This is a genomic window from Sediminitomix flava (assembly GCF_003149185.1).
Taxonomy (GTDB): domain Bacteria; phylum Bacteroidota; class Bacteroidia; order Cytophagales; family Flammeovirgaceae; genus Sediminitomix; species Sediminitomix flava.
The window spans coordinates 149,902-173,983 of sequence record NZ_QGDO01000009.1 but is presented as its reverse complement, the minus strand read 5'-3'; the positions used below and the strand labels follow the sequence as shown (position 1 = coordinate 173,983).

22 protein-coding genes are annotated in these 24,082 nt (G+C 36.3%); 8 read left to right on the top strand and 14 right to left on the bottom strand.

The window, feature by feature from the left end:
* Positions 1-16: 16 nt before the first annotated feature.
* The gene (locus BC781_RS23380; RefSeq protein WP_109622581.1) at positions 17-373 is read left to right on the top strand and encodes a hypothetical protein; all 357 of its coding nucleotides are present in this window, start codon (positions 17-19) and stop codon (positions 371-373) included.
* Positions 374-446: 73 nt separating this feature from the next.
* Here BC781_RS23380 and BC781_RS23375 read toward each other — a convergent pair whose 3' ends face one another.
* From BC781_RS23375 to recF, 8 genes are all read right to left on the bottom strand, one after another.
* Positions 447-1,283 (bottom strand): hypothetical protein, encoded by an 837-nt coding sequence (locus BC781_RS23375; protein ID WP_109622579.1) that lies wholly within the window; start codon positions 1,281-1,283, stop codon positions 447-449.
* Positions 1,262-1,783 carry a glycine-rich domain-containing protein gene (locus BC781_RS23370; RefSeq protein WP_109622576.1) on the bottom strand — a complete coding sequence of 174 codons (522 nt, stop codon included), beginning with the start codon at positions 1,781-1,783 and terminating at the stop codon, positions 1,262-1,264. Before BC781_RS23370 ends, BC781_RS23375 begins: the two co-directional genes overlap by 22 nt.
* Positions 1,784-1,914: 131 nt before the next feature.
* Positions 1,915-3,300, bottom strand: a complete 1,386-nt coding sequence (locus tag BC781_RS23365; RefSeq protein WP_317047254.1) for an NAD(P)(+) transhydrogenase (Re/Si-specific) subunit beta — start codon at positions 3,298-3,300, stop codon at positions 1,915-1,917.
* 62 nt (positions 3,301-3,362) lie between these two features.
* Complete coding sequence (locus tag BC781_RS23360; protein WP_109622574.1) at positions 3,363-3,674, bottom strand: NAD(P) transhydrogenase subunit alpha; 312 nt, start codon at positions 3,672-3,674, stop codon at positions 3,363-3,365.
* 38 nt (positions 3,675-3,712) lie between these two features.
* Complete coding sequence (locus BC781_RS23355) at positions 3,713-4,864, bottom strand: Re/Si-specific NAD(P)(+) transhydrogenase subunit alpha (RefSeq protein ID WP_109622572.1); 1,152 nt, start codon at positions 4,862-4,864, stop codon at positions 3,713-3,715.
* A gap of 652 nt (positions 4,865-5,516) precedes the next feature.
* Positions 5,517-6,593 (bottom strand): mannose-1-phosphate guanylyltransferase, encoded by a 1,077-nt coding sequence (locus tag BC781_RS23350; RefSeq protein WP_109622570.1) that lies wholly within the window; start codon positions 6,591-6,593, stop codon positions 5,517-5,519.
* 195 nt (positions 6,594-6,788) lie between these two features.
* On the bottom strand, positions 6,789-7,130 hold the full coding sequence (locus BC781_RS23345; protein ID WP_109622568.1) for a DUF721 domain-containing protein: 342 nt from the start codon (positions 7,128-7,130) through the stop codon (positions 6,789-6,791).
* Between the two features lie 46 nt (positions 7,131-7,176).
* On the bottom strand, positions 7,177-8,280 hold the full coding sequence (recF, locus tag BC781_RS23340) for a DNA replication/repair protein RecF (RefSeq protein WP_109622566.1): 1,104 nt from the start codon (positions 8,278-8,280) through the stop codon (positions 7,177-7,179).
* Between the two features lie 230 nt (positions 8,281-8,510).
* Here recF and BC781_RS23335 point away from each other — a divergent pair, with 230 nt between their 5' ends.
* Positions 8,511-9,725, top strand: coding sequence for a BaiN/RdsA family NAD(P)/FAD-dependent oxidoreductase (locus BC781_RS23335; RefSeq protein ID WP_109622564.1), 1,215 nt, complete (start codon positions 8,511-8,513; stop codon positions 9,723-9,725).
* 84 nt (positions 9,726-9,809) lie between these two features.
* Here BC781_RS23335 and tatC read toward each other — a convergent pair whose 3' ends face one another.
* Positions 9,810-10,631, bottom strand: a complete 822-nt coding sequence (tatC, locus tag BC781_RS23330; RefSeq protein ID WP_109622562.1) for a twin-arginine translocase subunit TatC — start codon at positions 10,629-10,631, stop codon at positions 9,810-9,812.
* 165 nt (positions 10,632-10,796) lie between these two features.
* Complete coding sequence (locus BC781_RS23325) at positions 10,797-13,367, bottom strand: M1 family aminopeptidase (RefSeq protein ID WP_109622559.1); 2,571 nt, start codon at positions 13,365-13,367, stop codon at positions 10,797-10,799.
* A gap of 153 nt (positions 13,368-13,520) precedes the next feature.
* On the opposite strand from BC781_RS23325, the gene BC781_RS23320 reads away from it, so the two are divergent.
* The 3 genes from BC781_RS23320 (at position 13,521) to BC781_RS23310 (ending at position 16,296) form a co-directional block, all read left to right on the top strand.
* The gene (locus tag BC781_RS23320) at positions 13,521-14,639 is read left to right on the top strand and encodes a leucine-rich repeat domain-containing protein (protein ID WP_109622557.1); all 1,119 of its coding nucleotides are present in this window, start codon (positions 13,521-13,523) and stop codon (positions 14,637-14,639) included.
* Positions 14,640-14,842: 203 nt separating this feature from the next.
* On the top strand, positions 14,843-15,388 hold the full coding sequence (gene hslV, locus BC781_RS23315; protein ID WP_109622555.1) for an ATP-dependent protease subunit HslV: 546 nt from the start codon (positions 14,843-14,845) through the stop codon (positions 15,386-15,388).
* 5 nt (positions 15,389-15,393) lie between these two features.
* Complete coding sequence (locus BC781_RS23310) at positions 15,394-16,296, top strand: 1-aminocyclopropane-1-carboxylate deaminase/D-cysteine desulfhydrase (protein WP_109622553.1); 903 nt, start codon at positions 15,394-15,396, stop codon at positions 16,294-16,296.
* A 202-nt stretch (positions 16,297-16,498) separates the two neighbouring features.
* Here BC781_RS23310 and BC781_RS23305 read toward each other — a convergent pair whose 3' ends face one another.
* Positions 16,499-17,074 (bottom strand): hypothetical protein, encoded by a 576-nt coding sequence (locus tag BC781_RS23305; protein ID WP_109622552.1) that lies wholly within the window; start codon positions 17,072-17,074, stop codon positions 16,499-16,501.
* A 264-nt stretch (positions 17,075-17,338) separates the two neighbouring features.
* On the opposite strand from BC781_RS23305, the gene BC781_RS23300 reads away from it, so the two are divergent.
* A complete protein-coding gene (locus tag BC781_RS23300) occupies positions 17,339-18,466 on the top strand; it encodes a hypothetical protein (RefSeq protein ID WP_109622550.1) in 1,128 nt (375 codons plus the stop codon).
* Positions 18,467-18,534: 68 nt separating this feature from the next.
* Here the strand turns inward: BC781_RS23300 and BC781_RS23295 are convergent, their stop codons facing one another.
* Together BC781_RS23295 and BC781_RS23290 are read right to left on the bottom strand one after the other, a co-directional pair.
* Positions 18,535-20,568 (bottom strand): protein-disulfide reductase DsbD family protein, encoded by a 2,034-nt coding sequence (locus BC781_RS23295; RefSeq protein ID WP_109622549.1) that lies wholly within the window; start codon positions 20,566-20,568, stop codon positions 18,535-18,537.
* 135 nt (positions 20,569-20,703) lie between these two features.
* Positions 20,704-21,012 carry a DUF4286 family protein gene (locus BC781_RS23290; RefSeq protein ID WP_109622548.1) on the bottom strand — a complete coding sequence of 103 codons (309 nt, stop codon included), beginning with the start codon at positions 21,010-21,012 and terminating at the stop codon, positions 20,704-20,706.
* A 299-nt stretch (positions 21,013-21,311) separates the two neighbouring features.
* On the opposite strand from BC781_RS23290, the gene BC781_RS23285 reads away from it, so the two are divergent.
* Positions 21,312-21,698 (top strand): response regulator, encoded by a 387-nt coding sequence (locus BC781_RS23285; RefSeq protein WP_109622546.1) that lies wholly within the window; start codon positions 21,312-21,314, stop codon positions 21,696-21,698.
* A 155-nt stretch (positions 21,699-21,853) separates the two neighbouring features.
* Positions 21,854-23,596: a tetratricopeptide repeat protein gene (locus tag BC781_RS23280; RefSeq protein ID WP_109622544.1), complete on the top strand. Its 1,743-nt coding sequence runs from the start codon at positions 21,854-21,856 to the stop codon at positions 23,594-23,596.
* A gap of 59 nt (positions 23,597-23,655) precedes the next feature.
* Here BC781_RS23280 and BC781_RS23275 read toward each other — a convergent pair whose 3' ends face one another.
* A complete protein-coding gene (locus BC781_RS23275; protein WP_146201765.1) occupies positions 23,656-24,063 on the bottom strand; it encodes a hypothetical protein in 408 nt (135 codons plus the stop codon).
* Positions 24,064-24,082 lie beyond the last annotated feature (19 nt).

Below are 24,082 nucleotides of genomic sequence, written 5' to 3'. Positions count from 1 at the left end.
AAAAAAGATACGAGATATGACTTCTAATTATACTATGGACTTCAGCTTTACAGACGAGCTTTACGATGGCGATTTGAATGGTTATCAAGAATTTTTGAAAATATCTATTGAAGAATTCGAGACTGATTATCCAAAGCTAAAGCAAGCTTTAAATAATCATGATCCTGAATTATTCAGCGCTGTAAAACACAAGTTCAGTACAAGACTAAGCACTTTCCAACTAGTTTCTCTTCAAGCTTTTATGGAAGATGTTAAGAACAACTATAAAAACGATATTTCCGCTGTAGACCCAATTATGGCTGGCGCCGAGCTAGACCGTCATATCAGTGGAATTTTGACAACACTAAAGAATAAATTGGCTCAGTTACAATAAGCCTTTTTATATCATAAGCACTAAAAATATTAGAAGAGAAGTACTCAAGTTTGTACTTCTCTTTTTTATTGAACTAACTTCCGCATCCTCCGCCACATCCACTGCAGCCACTACTGCTGCAACCGCTACTACTACAACCATTATCGCTATCTCCTCCAGAAAACCATCCTCCACTATCACTCCCCCAACTAGAAAACCATCCACTATCAGTACTAATTTCTGTTATTTCAAAACTATCGAGAAAATACTCAGAGGTATTTTCAATAAGAACATCTATTGTATCTCCATCCATAAACTCAATAAATCCGCCCTCTTCTACTCTTTCTTTTCCTTCTTTTATCGCTTCTTCATTTTTAAGAAAATCATCCCCAAAAAGAACTCTAATCTTTAATTCATTACCCCCTACTTTATCTAATAGATTTCTTTTAATATTCTCATCTATTGAACCATCTTTCCATGCTTCTTCATAAGACTGATATTCCGCGAGTAACTCATCTCTACTTAAAACGCCTTTATAGTTCAAAGAAATAGCAAACAAAAACCTATATATACTATATGATGTGGCTTGATAATAATACCTTCTCAGAGTTGACTTTATAAGATAATGCCATTTAAAATGTGTAGTCGTTTTTATTCCTTCCTTTACTAATGACAACAACTCAGAAAGCGTAATTTTTAATTCTTTATTCTGCTGAAAGATTTCTGTAAAAAGAGCTTCATGTGCTTTATAAGTATTTTCGGTGAGCTTAGGCCCTGCCTCAACTTCTCGATATTCATTTTCGGTATATTTCAGTACACCTCTCTTTACTAAATCTAAAAATGTAAGGTGTAATAATTCTCCAACTTTACTTACACGAGGTGCTAAAAACACCTTTAATTCAGCAGGGCTTATTTCTTTAAGTTCTTCCATGAGGATAGTATTGTTTTTAGTTTTTTGGGAATAAAAAAATAGTCTTCTTTCAAGACTCTTATAAAGTTGACTTTAGAAAATCGGATTTCTGTAGACGGCCAAATATCCGATGGAGGCTTTTCTCCAAAAAAAGATTCATAACGTTTCAAGGTCTGTTCATACAAATCAGTGTATTTCACTCGTTCTGACTGTCCTCCTTTTGTTGGCCCATGATGGATTTTTGTTTGTAACAACTCTCCACAAAAGTCTTCCCAATAATCTTCGGTATAGAGTAAATGTAAGTGCCAAGCCTGATCTACTTCATCTGATGGAGTAAATGGCCCCTTATCTACACAAATCAAAAAAATAAACTTTTTGTATTCAAAAATAACTCTGAGTGCATACTTCAGCGACCAATTATTTTCTCTTGCTAAACGATCTGAAAAAGATAATGCTGATTGCGCTGCCCCTATCTGATAAGATCGAATATTTTCCCATAACTCCTTTTCATGTTCATTCATTTAAAAAAATCTTTTATTCACAAAACGTCAAGTAGTTTACGATGCAAACTAAATAAGGATACAAAAAAAGCCACACAACTCTAAAGCTGTATGGCTAATATAAATCGGATTTTCGCAATCAATTCTAAGAATTAAGCATTGGCGATTTCTTCTTTCAATTTTGTCAAAGAAGCTTTTGCATCTCCGAAAAGCATCTTTGTACGATCGCCAAAGAATAGTGGGTTCTGAACACCAGCGTAACCAGTACTCATACCACGTTTGAAGACTACAACGTTCTTCGCTAGCTCTACATCCAAGATTGGCATACCATAGATTGGAGAAGCTGTATCTTCTTTTGCAGAAGGGTTTACAACGTCATTTGCTCCAATTACCAATACCACATCTGTAGTAGGGAATTCTGAGTTTGCAGCCTCTAGTTCTTGAAGTTTGTCGTAAGAAACATCAGATTCAGCCAAAAGTACGTTCATATGACCTGGCATACGACCTGCTACTGGGTGAATTGCATATTTCACTTCTACTCCTTCTTCTTCAAGAATAGATTCAATCTCATGACAAATGTGCTGCGCTTGTGCTACAGCCAAACCGTAACCTGGTACGATCGTCACTTTGTCAGAATATTTCAATTGAATTGCAAGGTCAGAAGGGTTTACTTCTTTTACTACTTGCTCACGGTCAGAACCACTTCCACCGCTTGAAGCACCAAGACCTCCAATAATTACATTGATCAATGAACGGTTCATTGCCTCACACATCATTACTGTAAGAATGATACCCGAAGCACCTACCAAGATACCACCTACAATCATGATATCATTTCCGTAGATCAAACCTGCTCCTGTTGCACCAATACCCGTAAACGAGTTCAATAATGAAATTACTACAGGCATATCACCACCACCAATTGGTGTTACGAATGCTACACCGTAGAACAATGACAATCCTAGGATGGCAAATACTAAGTTAAAATCAAGCTCTGGCTTGCTCATTAGTAATGCACTTGCTCCAATAATCGCTACCAAAGTAAGGATATTCAATACTTGTGGGAAAGGTAGTTTCAAGTTGTCACGAAGAGAACCATTCAATTTACCCCAAGCGATAAGTGAACCTGTAAAAGATACTGCACCAATAAATAGTGCGAAAATATTTGCGAACACCGCACCGCTTACCATTTCAGTACCAGCAGGCAAGTGTTTGAATTCTACAATACCGATAAGCATGGCACAAGCACCACCCAAACCATTGAAAAGAGATACCATTTCTGGCATTTTTGTCATCTCTACTTTTTTGGCAGCTGTAAGGCCAATTGCACTACCTACAAGCATACCACCAATGATCCAAAGGTAATTGTTGTCACCTGCTTCCATTGGAGCAAAAAGAGAGATTATGATTGCTGCGCCCATTGCGAAGGCTGCAGTCAAGTTACCTTTACGTGCCGTTTCAGGGTGTGAAAGTCCTTTCAGACCTACGATGAAAACGACAATACTAATCAGATACAGAAAATCTATAATGTTATTCACTGTAATTCCAGTTTAATAGTGTTGAAAAATCTGTCGAAGAACAATGTGTTCCCGATAGGTCCTTATTTTTTCTTTTTCTTGAACATGTCAAGCATACGGTTGGTTACTGCGAAACCACCTACAACATTGATCATTGCAAGCACGATTCCTAAGAAACCAAGTACAAGAGTGATGTAGTCAGTCGCTTCTGCTCTACGAATCAGAATAACAGCTCCGATAACTACTACACCCGAAATTGCATTTGCACCCGACATAAGCGGCGTGTGCAATACAGTAGGTACTTTCCCGATAATCTCCATTCCTAAGAATGAAGCCAATACAAGTACCGTGATAATTGCTAGGTATTGATCTAGAAAATTTATTAACAGTTCCATTGTAATTCTTTTAAAATAAATGAATCAAAAAGGAGGGCTTAAGCCTCTACACTTTCAGCTACTTCTTCTTTTTTAGGAAGTAATTGATCAGTATCTCCGTATACTTTCTTACCCTTGAATACTAGACAGCTTTCACGGATAATTTGGTTTTCGAAATCATATGAAATACCTTCTTCATTTAAGAAAATTTTCAAGTAGTTTTCGATGTTACGGCTATACAATTGTGAAGCCTGCTCAGGCAGTAAATCAGAAAGTTCTGAATCACCAATGATCGTTACACCATGCTTCACTACAGATTTTTTATCTTCTGTAAGTGGGCAGTTACCACCTGTAGAAGAAGCCAAATCTACGATTACAGAACCTGGTTTCATGTTCTGAACCATTTCTTCTGTGATCAATGTAGGAGCTGGACGTCCTCTCAACTGAGCTGTAGTAATTACGATATCCGCTTTCTGGATTTTCTCCTTAATAAGCGCTTGTTGCTTTTGCTTGTACTCTTCTGATTGCTCTACAGCATATCCTCCAGCACCTTTGTCGTCAGCAGCACCTGCTACTTCTACAAACTTAGCACCCAAAGACATTACTTCTTCTTTAGAAGCTGCACGGGTATCAAAAGCCTCAACTTGTCCACCCAAGCGTTTTGCTGTTGCAATTGCCTGAAGACCTGCTACTCCTGCTCCCAAAATCAATACTTTAGATGGAGGAATAGTACCCGCTGCTGAAGAAAGCATCGGTACGTAGCGAGGTAAAGCTTCAGTCGCTTTCAATACAGCTTTATAACCTGAGATAGAAGCCATAGATGAAAGAATATCCATAGACTGAGCGATAGTCGTTCTAGGGATCATGTCAAAACTGAACGTAGATAAGTTCTTTGTGCTGAAGTCATCACAAACTGCAGCGTCTTGGAAAGGCTGAAATTGAGAAACAAGCACTGCTCCGTCTTTCAATTGAGCGATTTCCTCTTTCGCTATCGGTTTGATTGTCATTAACAAATCAGAAGAAGCTACTACAGCTTCACGATTTTGCGCCTTAGCACCAGCAGCTTCGTAAGCATCGTCTTGGGCAAAAGCTTTTGCTCCAGCACCGCTCTCGAAAACTACCTCATGTCCACTTTTAACTAGTTTTTTAACCAAGTCAGGTGTAATAGCCACCCTTTGGTCATGTAGTTCTTTTAGTACTCCTATTTGCATGATGCACTTTGTATTAAATGAATTTCAGTATCCAATGAATACTTCTCAAAGCGTAATATTTAAGGCCTATGCAACAAGGCAAGGCATTTAGTAGTGTTTAGACACGCCAAAAAACGGACTCATAGAGTCCTAGAGAGAGTATTTTAATGTCAGTTTGTTAATCTGAAATGTATTATATGCTCTAACCTTTGGTTTACAGAATCTTCTGTCAACCTTCAAATATACTCAGAAATAGTATTAATATTTTACTAAGAAAACACTTATTTCTTTGAAAACAAATTGTTAGGAAATATTAATTTTTGAAATATTTAAATGTATTAGCTACACTATTTACGATATTTTCAATTTTACTCTAAAAATATTTAAAGTTATTAAGAGATTTGAAACTGCGAAAAAACAGTTCTAAGTAGGTGTTTTAGCAACTTTGAATAGTACAAGAGGAATTAGTGATAACATACGCTCCCGCTTAGGTGAATATTTATTCATTATAAAATTTTCAGCTAACGGATATTAACGTATCCATAAATGATAGGATTGATGTAGTGAAAAAGCAAAGAGAAATTTCACCAATCTGAACATTAAGATTTATAAAAAGAAAAACCCGACAAATCTCGAAAGACTGTCGGGTCAACACAAAAACAAATATGTCCAATTAATTGTATTTGTCGCCTCTGGTTTCGCTTATATTTTTAACGAACTCTTTGATACGTTGCTCTTGATCTTTCTGACAAATGATTAACACATCGTCTTTTTCAGCAACTATATAATTCTCCAATCCTTGAACAATAACTAAACGCTCTTTCGGAGTCTTGATGATACTGTTCTTAGTTTCATAAGTAACTACATCACCTTGGAGTACATTCGTATCTTCATCCTTATCTGCTAACTCGAAAAGAGACTTCCAAGTTCCAAGATCAGACCACCCAAAATCTGAAGGCATCACATAAACACTTTCGGCATGCTCCATGATACCATAGTCGATCGAAATGTCTGGACATTGTGGATAGATTTCATGGATATATTTTGCCTCTTCATCTGTATGATAATAAGGCATTACCTTTTGGAATAAAGCTGCAACTTCTGGAAGATGTTGCTCAAATTGTGAGATAATTGTAGCTGCCTTCCAAATAAAAATCCCTGCATTCCACAAATAGTCCCCACTTGCTAAGAATTGCTCCGCTTTCTCTAAGTTTGGTTTTTCTGTAAAGTTTTTCACTTTAAACAGATCACCCTGTGAGCCATCAAGCTCAGCTTGAATGTACCCGTAACCTGTATCAGGACGTGAAGGTTTAATTCCTAAAGTGATTAAAGAATCAGTATGCTCGGCACTATCCAACACAACTTTACATACACGTTGGAACTCCTGCATATTCATAATTACATGATCTGACGGAGCTACTAAGATATTTGCATCTGGGTTATCAGCATAAATCTTGTAACAAGCATAAGCGATACATGGAGCTGTATTTTTTCGAGCAGGCTCTAACAGTATTTGATGGTCAGCAATGAAAGGTAAATGTTCTTTAATTAGGTCGTAGTAAGATTCATTGGTGACTACATACACATTTTCCTTTGGGCAAATACCTTCAAAACGATCGACGGTTTGTTGAATCATCGAACGCCCTGTTCCTAAGATATCTTGAAACTGCTTCGGGAAATTTTGACGACTAAAAGGCCAGAATCTACTTCCGACTCCTCCCGCCATGATCACCACATAATTGTTTTCCATAATGCTATCTTTTTGACTCTATTCGGAATATACAAAATACTACTCGGAGCTCTTAATATTGAAAAAGTTCCGAAGAGTCAGATTCATTCCTTCTTCCTCTATACTTAAATTGTATTACTCTTTAAAGTGAACAATACTATCTGTAAAATTACACTTACTACTTGAGAATATTTCTTAATCAAGTTGAACTTATTATTAGATAAATTTCACTTCCTCTACAGCATTTGCCTCCATATGCTGATTTACGAGCTGTACAAGTCTATCTCTTTTCATATTTAATTCTTGACGAAGTGGTGCAGAATTCAATTCTACATAAAGTACCTTTTTCTTTATAAAAACACGTTGTGTACGGCTTGCTATAGATGCCCCTGTGATATTTGCCCACAGTTTGGTTACCATCGCATTATTATAACGTGCCTCCATCTGATAAGACTTCATGATGTTTTGCATGGTCTTTTTTATACTTACCGTTTCATGTTTTTTTGGAGGAACATTGTACTGACGGTAACGGTACTTCACTTTTCCATCATTCGACATAAAATCTCTTTTTTAGGTTAGCGCTATTTCTGCACTTCTATATAAATTAATCCTCTTTTCTCATTGGGCGAAACCTACTTACATCCGTAAACTGCACTTCACTTTCAACATCTTCAAGTAATTTCCGACTTCGTTCGGGCCTTGCATCAGTGATAAAAATCTGTCCAAACTTATTTGTAGCTACCATTTCTAGAAGCTGCTTGATTCGGAAATCATCTAGTTTATCGAAAATATCATCGAGAAGTAATAAAGGCTTACTACTCGTATAACGATAGACAATATCAAATTGTGCAAGTTTCAAACTGATCACAAAAGACTTCTGCTGGCCTTGAGAACCATATTTTTTAAGTGCATAATTATCTATTTTAAAAACATAATCATCCCTATGAATCCCTTTAGTGGTACGGAGCAATACCCGATCTTTCTCAAAAGCCTCTGTAAATCGTTCTTCGTAATCTTCTTCTCCAACCTCTGATCGGTACTGAATCTGTACGGCTTCTTTCTGATTACTTAACTGATTATAGTTTCCGATAAAAAGCTCAAAGAAATGTGCACAAAACTCACTACGTTTCTGATGTATGGATTTTGCAAGCTTCAATAATTGCCCATCATATACTTGAAGTACGATTGGGTCAACTCTTCTGCCTTCATACATCCGGAGTAAGCTATTGCGTTGCTTCAATACATGATTGTACTGAATCAACTGCTGCATATACCCTCTATCTGTCTGAGAAATCATGCTATCGAAGAACTTTCGGCGAACTTCGCTTCCTTCCCTCACTAAATCCGTATCATTGGGCGCGATCAGCACCGAAGGAAAAACGCCAATGTGTTCGCTCAGACGATCGTATTCTACTTTATTGACTCTGAAACTTTTTTTCTGCTGAAAATACCCACAGTTGACCTTGTACTTAGAGTTGTTCTTTTCAAACATCCCCAAAATCATATAATGGTCTTGTCCGTGTTTTACGTTCTGCTGTTCAATTGGGTTGAACGCACTCCGAGTCATCGAGAGGTAATGGATGGCATCTAGCAAATTTGTTTTACCACAGCCATTCTCTCCGACAAGGCAATTGATACCCTCACAGAAATCGAATTTGGCTTCTTCGTAATTTTTAAATTGAAGCAAGCTCAGCTGTTGCAAATACATAAATTCCCTTTTGAAAATCCCATCCTTATAAAATACAAAGATGCAGAAAAAGACGTGAATGCGAATTCTTTTCATATCAAATTTCCACGATTCGATTTAACTCCTCCACCTTGGAGCTTAACATCTAAAAGCGATAGTACTTTGAGTTTATGACTATTAATGGTGTTATTTGCAAACTGATTTCGTAGGAGATCGGGAAAAAGTAGAATATTAGAAGGAAATTTCAAGCTATGAAAGTTGCAGTAATTGGAGGTGGAGCCGCAGGATTTTTTTCGGCCATTGCAGCCAAAGAAAATCATCCAGATGCTAAAGTCAGCATTTTTGAGAAATCGAATAAGTTTCTTTCCAAGGTAAAAATCTCTGGAGGAGGACGTTGCAACGTAACTAATGGCTGTACCTCGATCAGTGAACTTTCAAAGGCTTACCCAAGAGGTGAAAAAAGACTGAAAAAAGCCTTCAAAGTTTTCAATACCAAACATACAATGGAATGGTTTGAAAGTCGTGGAGTGCCTTTGGTCATTCAAGAAGATAATTGTGTATTTCCTCAAGCACAAGACTCACAAGTGATTATTGATTGCTTTATGCGTGAAGCCCGACGTCTTCGTGTCAATTTGCAATCGGGAAAAGGAGTTAAAAGTATCAAAACTATTGGCGAACAACTTCAATTGGAATTTATTGGAGCAGATCATGGCCCAGAACTTTTTGATAAAGTGATTGTCACCACTGGTGGTTCTCCAAAACGAAAAGGCTTGGAGTGGTTAGAAACTTTAGATCATCAGATTGAAGCCCCTGTTCCATCACTTTTTACTTTCAATATGCCCAATGAGTCTATTACAAAACTGATGGGAGTTGTAGTTGAGAACGCTCAAGTGAGTATTCAAGGAATGAAATACAAATCGCAAGGTCCATTACTTGTCACGCACTGGGGTATGAGTGGCCCTGCCGTTTTGAAAGCTTCTGCTTTTGGTGCCCGAACTTTGAGTGAACAGAATTATGAATTCAAGGCTCAGGTCAATTGGGTAAATGAGATCAACAATGAAACTGTTGCCAATCAATTATATTCCATAATTGAAGCAAACCCAAAAAAGATTTTGGCGAATATTAAGCCTTTCTCTCTACCCGAAAGATTGTGGTTTTATATGCTTGAAAAGTGCGATTTGCCACAAGACAAACGTTGGGGTGAATTAGGAAAAAAAGGAGTAAACAAACTTGTAAATATTTTCACCAACGACATTTACCAAGTCAGAGGGAAAACTACTTTCAAAGAAGAATTTGTGACTTGTGGAGGCGTGAGCCTCGCCGATGTTGACTTCAACAGTATGCAAAGTAGAAAGTGTCCGAATCTGTATTTTGCCGGTGAAGTATTGGATATTGATGCAATTACGGGTGGTTACAATTTCCAAGCAGCTTGGACGACAGGTTTTATAGCGGGGAAATTGAATTAGAACTAGATTTTAACTTTAGCATAAATAAAAAACGGTCTGTACTTCTAAAGTTCAGACCGTTTTTCTATATCTAAAAGATAGTGTTTAGCTACCCAAAATCAATTCTTTTTCTTTCAACATCTTCTTATGAACTCTAGCACACAAACGGATACTAAATTCGTATAAGATGGTAATTGGCAATGCTACAAACATCTGTGTCACTGGGTCTGGAGGCGTAATAATTGCTGAAATCACCAAAATCATAACCAATGCATGCTTGCGATAAGTACGCATAAATGATGGCGTCACCAAACCAGCCTTAGCTAAGAAAAATACGACAATTGGTAATTGGAATAATACACCACAGGCCAACACGATCATCGCTAAAGTCGAGACATAAGACGTAAGATCAATCTCATTCAAGATACTCGCATCAATCTGATAGTTTGTCAAGAAATTGATTGCTAGCGGACTTACAATAAAATATCCGAAAGAGACTCCCATCATAAAAAGAACTGTCACGAAGAAAGTTGCGCCTCTTGTAGCCTTCTGCTCATGACGGTGCAAACCTGGACGAACAAACCTCCAAATTTCCCAAAAGGCATAAGGAAAGGCAAAGACTAAACCTATGATAGCCGAGGCCATAATGTGCATCGAAAACTGACCTGTCATCGCCCTATTTTGAATTGTAAAGGGCAAGGATTCTATACACAAGATATCTGAGCCAATTGCATTTGATAATTGGCAAAGCATTTTATACGTAATAAAATCTACACGTCCTGGGGCTAAAATTATATGTTTGAAAATGAATGAACCATTTACAAAAGCAATGATTGCGAAGATTCCAATAGAGAACACCGCTCTCATAATATGCCATCTCAACTCTTCCAAATGGTCTAAAAAACCCATCTCTGTCTCTTCCGCCATGATCTATTATTCGTTTGTTTTTATCTTAGTTTTGTTTCATCTACAAAACATAAACTAAAATGAACTTAAAAAGATATTGCAATATCTATAAAAATTGGAAAATAATTAAAGACTCTTTGCTTTAGCCCAAATCTATTAAGAATTAAAGCTTTATCTATACCACTTTTATAATCCAATAAGCTCAATTGTCTCTAAGACTGTTGGGTCTTTTTCAGATTTGGCAACTTCTGCTACACGGCTTCTAATCTCTGGATCTTCAATCAAAAGACCTAAACTAAAATATGCTGAAGATCTAATTGCGGCAATTGGATGTGTCCTTGCCTCCTCCAATAAATAGTCAGCTGCTCTAGCTTGTTCTTCCAATGGCTGATTAAGTACATAAGCACCTAAATAATTATAATAAGCCCCTTTATAAGATGTACTTAATTGACTTCTCTTGCTTAAATACCAATCCAATTGATTGGGAACATTGAGTGTCCCATACAAATCTGCTAAAATGAAGATGGCATTTATGTTTTTGCTATCCCTAAATTCCGCAGCCTTTTCTAAAATATCTTCTGCACCTGATTGTGCATAGGCATAAAGAGCTGTCGTAGCCACCAAATAAGATGAATCTTGTAAAGCCTTTTCAGTTAATTCTAATGGAAAATTTTCACTGATTTCATATACCGTATTTAGTGCTGCTGCTCTCACATATGACTTTGGGTCATTTAATACCAATGAGGTCAACTTTTCCTTTAGCTCTGTCTCGTACTCTCCATTGTAGTATACCATAATTTCGGCGACTCCTTCTCGAACTCCCCAAAACGGATCATCCATAGCATCTAATAATACTCTTGCCACTTCTGATTCATTCAGTAGCGGAAGTAAATGCGTGAGTGCATCAATTCGATGAACTATATGAGGTGCTTTTTCAAATTGTCTCAACCAAGCTACAGAATCTTTATTATGCTCAATTACTGCTGGTATTGTTTTGTAAGGGTCAAACAAAGTCAGCTTAGGCATTGTGTCCAACTGAAAAGAATATTCAGTATAGTAACCATCAATTTCTAAATCATGATTTACCCAATTTTCTCCATCATAAAACCCTACCTCTGTTGGTAGTCTATATAAAGGCGTATATAAAGTATCTTGCTGTTGAGTGATTCCAATTGTGTAAGTTCCGTTCTCAAATTTATCTTCAACGATTAGGTAAGGATGCCCAGCATTCATTACCCATTGGTTGAAAAACCAATTCATATCCTCTCCTATGGTTTCTTCAATCGCCATTCTGAGATGATGAATTTCAGCTGTTTTGAATGCTCTATCTTTTAGATAATTATGGACTGACAAGAAAAAGGCTTCATCACCAATGATATATCTGAGGTAATTCAAGATCACTCCTCCTTTTGCATAAGAGTGACTATCAAACATATCTTCTTTATCCAGATAATTGTAACGAACCAACGGCTCTTGCTTGCTTTCCGACTCATTCAGATAAAGTAACCATTCGTCTTCAAGTGCAAAGTCTGCTTCTGTTTTTCCATACTTATGTTCCCTCCAAAGGTATTCTCCATAATTAGCAAAGGACTCATTGAGTGGTAGGTTTGCCCAAGACTCACAGGTTACTAAGTTTCCAAACCAATGATGGATAAGTTCATGTGCAATCAAGAAATCCCAATCTTGATCTAATTGCCCTCGGCTATCCTGTTGTAAATCCTCCATATGAACTGTAGCAGTGGTATTTTCCATCGCTCCAGAAACAAAGTCTCTGACTACAATCTGACTATATTTTGCCCAAGGATAAGGATAATCAAAAAGCTCTGAATAAAACGTCAGCATTTCAGGTGTGTGTCCGAAAGTACCTTTCGCAAAATCCTTATAGGGCGCTTCTACATAATATTCTACAGGAATTCCATTCCAAGACTCTTTAATTACTTCAAACTCCCCTACTGCTAGCATAGTCAAGTATGGAGCATGTACTAAATCCTGTTTCCAATAATCAGTACGTGTACCATCCTTATTTTTCTTTTGTGAAATCAGCGCACCATTAGAAAGTGTCTTAAAATGATCTTGAACAGTAATATAGACCTCTTGCGTCATTTTGGTATTTGGAGCATCTAAGGTTGGAAACCAACAAGAACTAGCCTCCGTTTCTCCTTGTGTCCAAATTTGTTGTGGCTTGCCTTCTTCTTTATTCAGTGGATTTATAAAATACAGCCCCTTATCAGAAAGGATTGCATTACTACCTCCTAAAATTCTTTCATTTGGCTTTGCTGTATACGATATAAATAGCCTTAGCTGATCTTTTCTTGTATAAGGTCTATCCAAAAAGATTTCGACCAACTCTTGATCATATTCATACTTTAGAGGTATTCTTTTTTTTCCATCCAATAATGCTACTTCATGAAAATCGAATCCTTTAGCATTCAGCACTACACGCTCTTGTGGGTAAAAATAAGGTGATAACGTAAGTGTTGTTTTCCCTAAAACATGTTGTTTTTCCCAATCAAAACGGATATCCAGAAGCTGATGCTTCAAATCAAAATATTTAGTACGCTCAGGACGGTAAACTCCTTTTTTAGATGCCCAAATAGGCTCAGCTTGCATAGGCTCCTCTGGCAATACCAATATCTGTGTGGTCGTAGAATCATTAAACTGCTCTGTAGACTCTATTGCACTCGGCTGAGAACTTTTACAGCCAATGAAGACCAAAAATAGAATAAAAAGAAGATTCGTATATTTTGAGAGAAACATAATCTAAAATCAATATAGTTTGGATTGGTTCTTGTTAAAAAAGATTTCAGGTAGTGAACAAATCTACCTGTTTTAAATCAATTATTGCATACTTGCAAGTAAAATGATAGTCGGACGATTATTTAAAATACTTCTTGCTAAAAACTAAGACCTATGAAAAAGAGATTTTTATATAAAATTGAGTCTAAAATTCTCTATTTTTTCCTGCTAGCAAGTACTTTTTCTCATACTGCACAGGCTCAATCACTCAATCAAAACTGGTGGAACGACCTTAGCCCAACTTGGCAACAAATTTTTGTAGAAGCAGCTGATCTGTCTTCTTCAGAAGTTTCTTCATCAGACCTTGAGAAGATTGTAAACCTAAAAAAAATCAATTGTTCAGGCTTATCTGTTGAAGGTGACTTCAGAGATATCCAAAGCCTTGAACCATTGAGCCAGTTGAAAAACTTGGAAGTAGTCGATTGTTCATATTCTTCAATCGATAACATTATACCACTCGAAAAACTTCCAAACCTAAAAGTTATCAACTGTACAGGTACACTGATTGAAAACATTGCTCCTTTGGCTAATGCCTCACTACTTAAAGAATTATACTTAGGGCAAACATTTGTTAGATCTGTTACAGAATTAGGAGAAACTTCTAATCTCGAAAAATTAGATTTGTATCAATGTCCAGACTTTAGAGACTTTGGATCTATCGGACAATTGAAAAAACTTAAAATCCTTGCTTTAGATGAAACATCTCTCGCTTCATTGGATTTTGTTACTAACCTACTTTCTCTTGAAGAGTTAAGTATTTCACAAACTTATATTTCTGACCTAAATCCTCTTGTAGCTCTTGAAAGCTTAAGACGTTTAGAGTTCTTTGAGACTAATGTGAAAGACATTGCTCCTCTCAAAAAACTTACTCAATTAGAGTATGTAAACGGAAACAATAACCAAAACATTATCGATATCCAAGATTTCGAGGAATTGAAAAAGCTTAAAGTACTTTACCTTTCGAATACAGGTATTTCTACTTTGAGACCTCTTTCTACTATCGCAGGATTAGAAGAGGTTACTTTCTCTCAAACTCATGTTGAAGATATCAGTCCTTTGAAAGATAATTCAAACTTGAAAACGATCATCTGTACAGGAACTCCAATTGAGAGTATCACTCCTGTTTCAGAGTTGTCAAAGCTTTCAGTTTTCTATATCAGAGATACAAATGTAAGTCAAGAAGAAGTAAGAGCATTTAAAGCTTCTCACCCTGACTGCGAAATTGATAACTAGGAAAAATACGTTCTAGAGGAAAAGGATTCAAGCTTCAAGTTTGAATCCTTTTTTTATTATAAAAGTTCTTGAAATCCTTTATGACAAGCTTTTTAGGAAAACTGTAACTTAAATTCAAGCTTATGACAATTTCTGTCAATTTGGCTGTAAGTATACTAAGGGTTTAATCTTTGTCTTTAAGAATTGAAACCAAAGAGATAAAAATGAAAGAGCAAAAATTCAGATCAACAACCGTCCTTGCGGTCGTAAAAGACGGCAAAGTGGCTATTGGAGCTGATGGACAGGCTACTTTTGGAAATACAGTAGCCAAAAGTAACGTTCGTAAAGTTCGTCGTTTAGCTGATGGAAATATAGCAATAGGCTTTGCAGGTTCTACAGCTGATGCCTTCACTCTTATGGAGCGCTTCGAAGAAAAATTGAGCGCTTACGGAGGAAATATGAAAAGAGCTGCTATTGAGCTTGCTAAAGACTGGCGAATGGATCGCTACTTAAGACGTCTTGAAGCAATGATGATTGTAGCAAATAGAGAAGAGGTTTTGATTATCTCTGGTACAGGAGATGTGATTGAACCAGACCACCAAATTGCCGCTATCGGTTCAGGAAGCATGTACGCACAAGCTGCTGCGCTTTCTATGCTTCGTCATGCAGATCAATTATCAGCCGAAGAAATTGTAAGAGAAGGTTTGAATATCGCTGCTGATATCTGTATCTATACCAATCATAATTTGGTAATTGAAGTATTAGAGTAGAGAGAATGATTATAAACCAAGAGGTTACACCCATTCAAGAACTGTCGAACCCCATTTTTGAGCAAAATGGGGTTCGATTGTTTATAAAAAGGGATGATTTGAACCACCCCGCTATTTCGGGAAATAAACTTCGCAAACTAAAGTACAACCTTATCAAAGCCAAAGAACAAGGGCATACCAAACTTTTGACCTTTGGTGGCGCTTATTCCAATCACATTTACGCTGTGGCTGCAGCAGGAGCTGAATTTGGTTTTGAGACGATTGCCATTATTCGAGGAGAAGAACACTTACCTTTAAATCCCACACTTTCATTTGCATCTTCTAAAGGAATGAAGATCGATTATATGGATCGGACTACTTTTAGGCAAAAGGATAACGAAGATGTTTTAGAAAAGATAAAAGAAAAATGGGGCGATTTTTACCACGTTCCTATGGGGGGAAGCAATGACCTTGCAATTCCAGGTGTAATTGAATTGGCTACCGAAATTAAGAATCAGATTCCTGACCTTAATTACATTTGTACGGCTTGCGGAACAGGTGGAACAATGGCTGGAATTATTGCAGGAAGTGATAAGGATACCAAAATATTAGGCTTTCCAGCGCTTAAAGGCGGTGAGTTTTTAGCAAAAGATATTGATCAATATCTACATCTTCACCAAAATAATGAATTGCCTGACTGGGAATTAATCTGTGATTATCATTTTGGAGGGTACGCAAAGAAGAAACCTGAATTACTTGAGTTCATAGAAAAAATTCAGTCTGAATATCAAATTGAGCTTGAGTTCATCTATACAGCCAAAATGCTTTATGGTGTTTTTGATTTAATAAAGAAAGGATATTTTCCGAAAGGAAGTAAAATTGTAGCTGTCCATACTGGTGGTTTACAGATAAATAAAAAAGGTGAGTAATACTCACCTTCTTTAATAAACCAATTCAATTATTTAAACTTCCATCTTTTGGATAAAAGTGTCTTTAATATTTTTAGAATGGCAAACTAGCCGTCTTTTTTCTGGAATTACAAATTTAATGCAATGTTACTCTTTATTTTGTAAAAACACAAAATTCGAAATATTTTTTGCTAATATTAAGATATAGTTAAGTTAAATACCATTAAAAGAATATAACATCCAATGTGATCCACGTCCAAAGAAATGTATGGTATGACATGTATACCGAAAACACATTTACGAGATACTTTTTCTTTGAATGTATCTTGAACTGAAAGCTTTTCACTAACAACACCAAACAGCCTATAAACCCAATGCCCAACTGCAAAAAGAAGAATGTTTCCATCAGCATAATTTGAGCATCTGCAAGACCCTTACCACTAACTGAAAACCTCAATAGATGTTCAGCAAAAGGATATAAAAAAGTAAAAAGGCAAATTGTTAATACTAAAGCGTACTTTAATAAACTAACCTTATTTCTTCTTGCTGCCCATTTAGCCCAAAAAACACTTGATGTAAGCATGAGCAAAAGAAGATTAACGCCGAAATACATCCAATAATCTAAAGACGTGAAAGTCAAACCTTCTAAAGGTTTATTCAGCTCAATACGTTGAAGAAAATAAACAAACATCATCCCGTTAAGTCCCATACAAAGCAACAAACCAAAACCTATTGCTCCCTTCTGTTGCTCTTTGAGTTTTATTTTATTTTCAACACGCTTGAGGCTAAGTGTCTTCATTCACTTAATGGGTATTATTGTGGGTTAGTAGCATCTTTAATTTTCACATTAAATCCTACATTTATAAGTAGGCGCAAGTAGCATGAGGCAAATCAATGAAAAATACTTGGTTACATCTTGATTTCTTTAACTTCATCGATATCCTTACTTATTTTACAAAATTAATTTCACTTTATCAAGCTCAGCCCTTTATATAAAATTAAGTATATTCAAAAAAATAGCTTATTATTAAGCCATTACTAAAGCCTTACCCCCAATGAATATATGAAAGCATTTTTGAGCAGTTGGACTTTTCTGATAGTAATCCAATTATTACCTATTAAAACACTAGCACAAGAGTCTTACAAAGTCTGGAATGATGAGAAGATCTATGATAAAACAGTAACGGCTGTAAATGCGATCTATCATTGGGAATTTGAAGATGCCCAAAATAAAATAACCGAAATAAAAGCTGTTGTTCCTAACGACCACCCCCTACCTTACTTTCTTGAAGCGATGTATCTTTTTTGGGAAAGAGCACCGATTGGCTATGATTCTCCGGAAGCGAAAAAACATTTCGAACTACTATTAAAAACTGCTGAACTATCAAAAAAAAGGCTCGATGAAGATGAAGAGGATATAGAAGGCTTATTCTTCAGACTTGTTGCACAAAGTATTATTATGAGAGGCTATGCAGAGCAGCATGAAACAATGAAATCTGCGGGTTATGCTTCTGAGGTTTACGGTTTGATTAGAAAAGCGATGTCTCGGAAAGAGGAAGAAAAAGAATTTTACTTTGTGGCAGGAATGTACAACTATTACAGAGATGCTTATCCAAGTAAATACCCTGCCTACAAACCTTTTCTGATGTTTTTCCCAAAAGGAGATAAAGAACTAGGGCTTGATCAAATCAAAAAGTCAGCAAGAGACAATGTTTTTACCAGATGTGAGGCTCAACTTTACCTAGTTTACATATACCTCTATTATGAAGAAGACTATGAAACTGCACTAAGCTACGCCAAGAATCTGATTGAAGAATATCCTAAAAATCGATTTTTCCATGCAATCTATTTAGGAATACTTGAAAGAGGAAACTTACTTAACCAGGGTGTCGATGTAATTACCGAGATGGATCAAAATGCGAAAGACCCATTTTACCAGACCACGGCTAAAGTTTTCAATGGAATCTATGGTGCAAAATATAAAGGAGAAACCGAAGAAGCTTACACCTGTTATATGCAAGTTGAAAAAGAACTAGAAAAGTTGGGAACAAGAGGAACTTTTCTTCATGCTTACGTATACGGAAACCTCTATAAATACTACAGCGATCATGGAGACAAATCGAAAGCAAAGCATTATTACAAGCTCGCTAAAGCCCATGACTATTTCCACTACCTGAAAAGAATCAAATAATATACTTCATATAAAAAGCCCTCATTCTTTTGTTTGAATGAGGGCTTTTTCAAATCCTATTTCCAAAATTATTTATTCTGATAAAGTTGTTTTCCTTTGTCAAGGAACTCTACAAAACCAGAAATACTAGTATCATAACCACGAGGAAGAAGAACTTCTTTACCATTTTCAGTAAATAGACTTCCTGTTTCATCAGTGATAATGTAATACGGCTGAGCATTTCCGTTATACTTTGTAAACTGAATGTATTGGTTAATCTGACCGATTGTAGTTTTCACTTTACCATCATATTCAGCAGTGATCCACGCACTTTCTGGAAGCTCAGTACGATCATCTACATACAAAGCCAAAACGATATAGTCATTTTGAAGTCTTTTCAATACCTCAGGATTTTTCCAAACCAAATCTTCCATTCTACGACAGTTTGCACAGCCATGTCCTGTAAAATCGATGAAAATTGGTTTCCCTTCTCTTTTAGAAGCTTCTAAAGCTTGCTCATATTCAAAGTAGCCTTCTAAGCCATGAGGAAGCTCAAATAGCTCTCCATATTTCACTGTTTCTCCAATTCCCTCTGAAGCATTCGCAGCAGAAATGCCATAAGTTTTAATGTTATCTCTTACCACTTTGTTCATATCGAAGTTATGGTGTGTTTGAGGAGGCAAAATACCCGAAAGAACATTTACAGGAGCACCAAACAAACCAGGAATCATATAAACCACGAAAGTGAAAACACCTAGTGCCAAAAGCATTCTGAATACCCCAATTTGTTCTACTGGCTGATAATCGTGTGGCAAACGAATTTTACCCAACAAATACAATCCTAAGAAAGAACCAGTAGCAATCCAGATAGAAAGCATTACGTCTTTATCCAACAAATTCCAGTGAAGAACAAGGTCAATTGTACTCAAGAATTTAAATGCGAATGCCAATTCTACGAAACCAAGCACAACTTTTACAGAGTTCAACCATCCGCCTGATTTTGGCATTGTATCCATCAACTTAGGGAATGCTGCAAAAATGGTAAACGGCAGTGCGAAAGCAAGTCCGAAAGCTGCCATGCCTAATACAGGTTTGATTGAACCTCCTTGAATTGACTCGATAAGGATTGAACCTACAATTGGCCCTGTACATGAGAAAGAAACCAAAGTAAGTGTCAGAGCCATGAAGAAGATTCCGAAAAGACCTCCTCTGTCAGACTGACGATCCATTTTATTCACTACCGACGAGGGCAATGTAATCTCGAATAACCCAAAGAATGAAAGGGCAAAAATGATAAATACAACAAAGAAAATTGTATTTGGCAACCAGTGTGTACTAATCAAATTGGCAATACCCGGATCTTTAGTGAACGGCACCAAGATACCTCCAACCAATGTATAAATAAGTACGATAAAGAATCCGTAAAGCAATGCTTTTCCTAACCCACCTTTCTGTTTTGTAAAGAATGACACTGTCAGTGGTATCATTGGGAATACACAAGGTGTAAAGATTGCTGTAAGACCAAAAAGAAAGGCTGTCAACATAAAGCCTAGAAGACCTTCTTCTTGTTCACCCTCTACGTCTGTTACTGTTGACTCGATTACACTCTTTACTTCAGTTTTTTTTACAGGAGCCATATCTTCTCCTGTTACTTTTAGACCGCTAAAAGAAAAATCTTTTTCAAAAGGCACACATTGTCCATCAATATCTGAACAAGCCTGTCCTACAATTGTACCTTGAATCTTAAAGTTTTTGCTAAGTACTTTTACTTTCTGAGTAAAAAGACCTGTTTTTTTGAAATACGTGATGTCTCCCTCCCAAAGGTCATCATATTTCTTATTAGGATTTACAGGTGTAATTCCTCCTACCAACTCATACGAATCATTCGCTTTGAAAGTAAAGCTAGTGACCATTGGTCCTAAATCAGGATCAAAGTCTGAAGAGTACAAATACCATTTATCAATAATTTTAGCCTCGAAAGTAAGTGTGATTTCATCTCCGACATTTACTTCTTTCTTATCGGCTACTGGAGACTTCCATGTGGTTGGTGTAAAAATCTGTCCGAATACTTGACTAAAAGACGCCAAGAAGAACAGAAACACCAAAATTGATGATTTTCTCATTCTTATTTGCTGTTTAGAGAATTTATCTAGCCCATAAAAGGCTATCGTAGTGCTTATCTTATATGTTCAAATTCAATAACCAATTAACGCGTATTCATTTAAAATGTTCTACATGTAATTAGTCAATATATATACTTAGTCTACATCTTCAAGAACAGTTCTGAAGGCATGGTATTTTCCGCCAAAGCGATCGCTATGATCCTTTTGCAATACTGCTGCGTATTTTTCTTGATAAAGCGTTAAATGATCCATACTCTCACAATTGTACTGTATAGCATAAGTCTCTCCCGGATTTCCTTCTACTTCTGAAAGCATCTTCAAAAAGCGAGCTGAACTGAAAAGCCCTGTAGCTAACACATCTGGAATGTGTTCGTCTTTCATCCACTTTTTCCATTCCTCTACCACAGACTTTTCTATACTTACAGTTACATTATAGACTACCATAACCTCTACTCAAAACTATTTATGAACATTTATTGATCTATATATACAAAGATAGGATGCAATTGGAAGGACTTCTGAAATTTTTCACTTTTTTTTCCTCAATTAACGAGAATCAAAGCCCTGAATGCTAATGAATATTAGGAATTATTAAATAATTGAAAATGTTATGAAGTGATTTAAAGTTTGTGAATTCCTTTTGAATAAAATTGGGCTTACTTAATTTTCAGCCCCCCTTACATTCCGACTGATCATAAATTAATTCAGTCTACGGATTCATCATAAACACTAATGAAGCAAACATGACGAGTTTACAACATATATTTGTCATAGACGACGACCCGACAAACAATCTAATTTGTCAGAAACTATTAGAAAAATCAGGCTTTACACAAAAAGTTTCTACTTATACAGAAGCCTCTGACGCTATTGAAGCGCTAAAATCTTTAGACGGTAATGAAGAATATCCTGAACTGATTCTTCTTGATATAAATATGCCTCCTACAAGTGGTTGGGATTTTCTAGATACATTTAAACAAGAAGGACTTACAACGACAAAAGTTGTGATGCTTTCTTCCGGTGTTACGCCTCAAGACGAAGAAACTGCTTCGACTTATGAGCTTATAGTAAAGGTGTTAGACAAACCACTTTCCATCGCTAAGATCAATGAATTAAAGACTTTATTTTAATTCGAACAAACTCCTCAACTAAGGTCATTTGCTTGATTTTTAAGTAAATGACTTTATTTTTTTCATAAATTTATTTAATCCGAAGAAAGTTAAAAGGTGTCTTAAATGAAGATTAGCCTTTTTTTTTGTACTTTTTGAGGAGAGTTTGCAAACATATGACAAGAATACAAAAGCTATTTACATTTAGTATCCTGTTACTAAGTTCTATTACTAGTTACGGTCAAGAATTCGGATTTATCCCCGAACAAGCCAATCTCTTGCTAAAGGGAGATCGTGCCAATAATGAATTTGCTAGAGCTGATTCGTTATTGAACGAATATATGTATGATAGTGCCGAGGTTTACTTCGAGCGTGCCCTTGTACGATATGAAGAATATTACGGACAAGGTAACATAGATATTGTGCCTGTTTATCAAGCGATATCAGAGCTTCTTGCTCAAAAAGAATATCCTCATAAATCAATCTATTATGCTGAAAGAGGGCTAGGAATCTTGGAAGCACAATACAAGCCCGATGCACTCAAAATAGCACAAATGTATATGTTTATTGGTGATATCTACCGCTACAACAAGCAAGGGATAGATGCCATTAATAAATACGCTCGTGCACTCCGTACTTTTCAGAATGTAAAAGGAACAGCTCATTATCCTGATATGATTAAGTTGTACATGATGATGGGAAACACCTACTACTTTATCCAAGACTTCGGAAAAGCCATTAGCTATTATAGAAAAGCAGTAAATGCCATCATTGATCTCGATACCGAAACACGTACAGACGTTACAATTCTTTATCAGAACATTGCGAATGCCTTGCTTCAAGGTGGTTCGGTTGATTTGGCAAAAGAAAATATTAGCAAGTCCATAGAAATCGGGAAAGTCGTTTATGGAAATAAGTCTCCAGAAGTAGCAGATAGTTACCAACTTCTTGCCTCTATACATTTTGAGCAAATGGAATATGACAGTGCCATGTACTATTCTCGAAAAGCAATGGATATTAGGGACTGGATGAGTGAGGAAATTGACAAAAGAGAAAAGCACTACGCTAAACTCGGTAAAGACTTCTTCCTTTTAGAAAAATATGAGCTTTCTAGAGAATGGTATGACAGAGGTTTTTCTAAGTTGATTCAAGAAGATGAACCTTCAAAAGAACTAGGAGAAAAAGTATTAAATGTTGCAGAAAAATTCAGAGGTGCTCGCAAATGGGATGATGCAATTCATTTCTACGAAACAGCTCATTCTGTTTTTGTGGAATTAGATACTGCCAAAGAACGAAATGTCAAGCAACGCCTCAAACTCAATTCAAGAGTAATTGATTTGAGCATTGCACTCCAAGATTATACAGAAGCCAAAAAATGGATTGATCGAAGTGTTACTTTACGTAAAGAAAAATATGGCGAAGACAGCGAAGAAATGCTTGTGTCCCTATTTGACCTCGGAAATATTTATGGTTTGATGGGAGAGAAGGAAGAAGCACTCAAGTACTATGAAGAAATCATGGGAAAAGTGAAAGGTTCTGAAAGTAGAAATGAGGCATTGGTTTACAATAATTTGGCGATGCTTTATTTCAGAGATCAGGATTATAAATCTTCCTTAAACTATGCTACAAAACTGACTCGTTATTATGAAGATGTTTATGCTACAGATTACATAAAGACTGAAGCGTGTTATATGTTGCTAGGAAATATCTATCATGCAATGGGCAAATCTTCCAAAGCTTGGAACTGCTACTGGCGAGTTCTTTCTAGAGATGGAAAGCTTTACGATAAACCAAACGAAGTAGCTTTACAAGCCAATCAAAACCTTAGTGAGATATTTACAGCTAAAGGAGACGCTAAAAATGCACAAACCTTTAAGGTTAAGACACAAGAAGTAAAAAACAGAATGGTTGTTCAGTAAATCATTCTAGCTGAAAAATATTAAAAGCCTCAAAGCAATTTAATGCTCTGAGGCTTTATTTATTTAAGAGAAATAGCCTTCATCAATGGCTTTTTCATTTTCCAGGGACTTGTTTTGGCACAACATAAAGTGTAGACAAACATTCCAATATCAAATTCTTCTTTCTTCAAATAAAGGTCTCCAACTACACGATAAAGCAAACCTTCTTTTATTGTTTCTTGAATTTGATAAACACGTTGTTCAATTCCCTTTTCTAATAAGTTTTCAATGATTGCAGGTGCGTTTTCTATTAATTCGATCAAACAGTCAGAATCTTTTTTTAGTAAAAAACTTAATTTTTGATCTTCATCCTCAAATGTCCAAAGACATAAATCCATACAATCGGAATGGGTGATAACACTCTCTTTTTGTAGCAAAAAAGAAAGATTAGTGTTCCCTAAAGAGGAAACCTGATAGTTAGTTTTCATTTGATAATTGTGGTTTTCT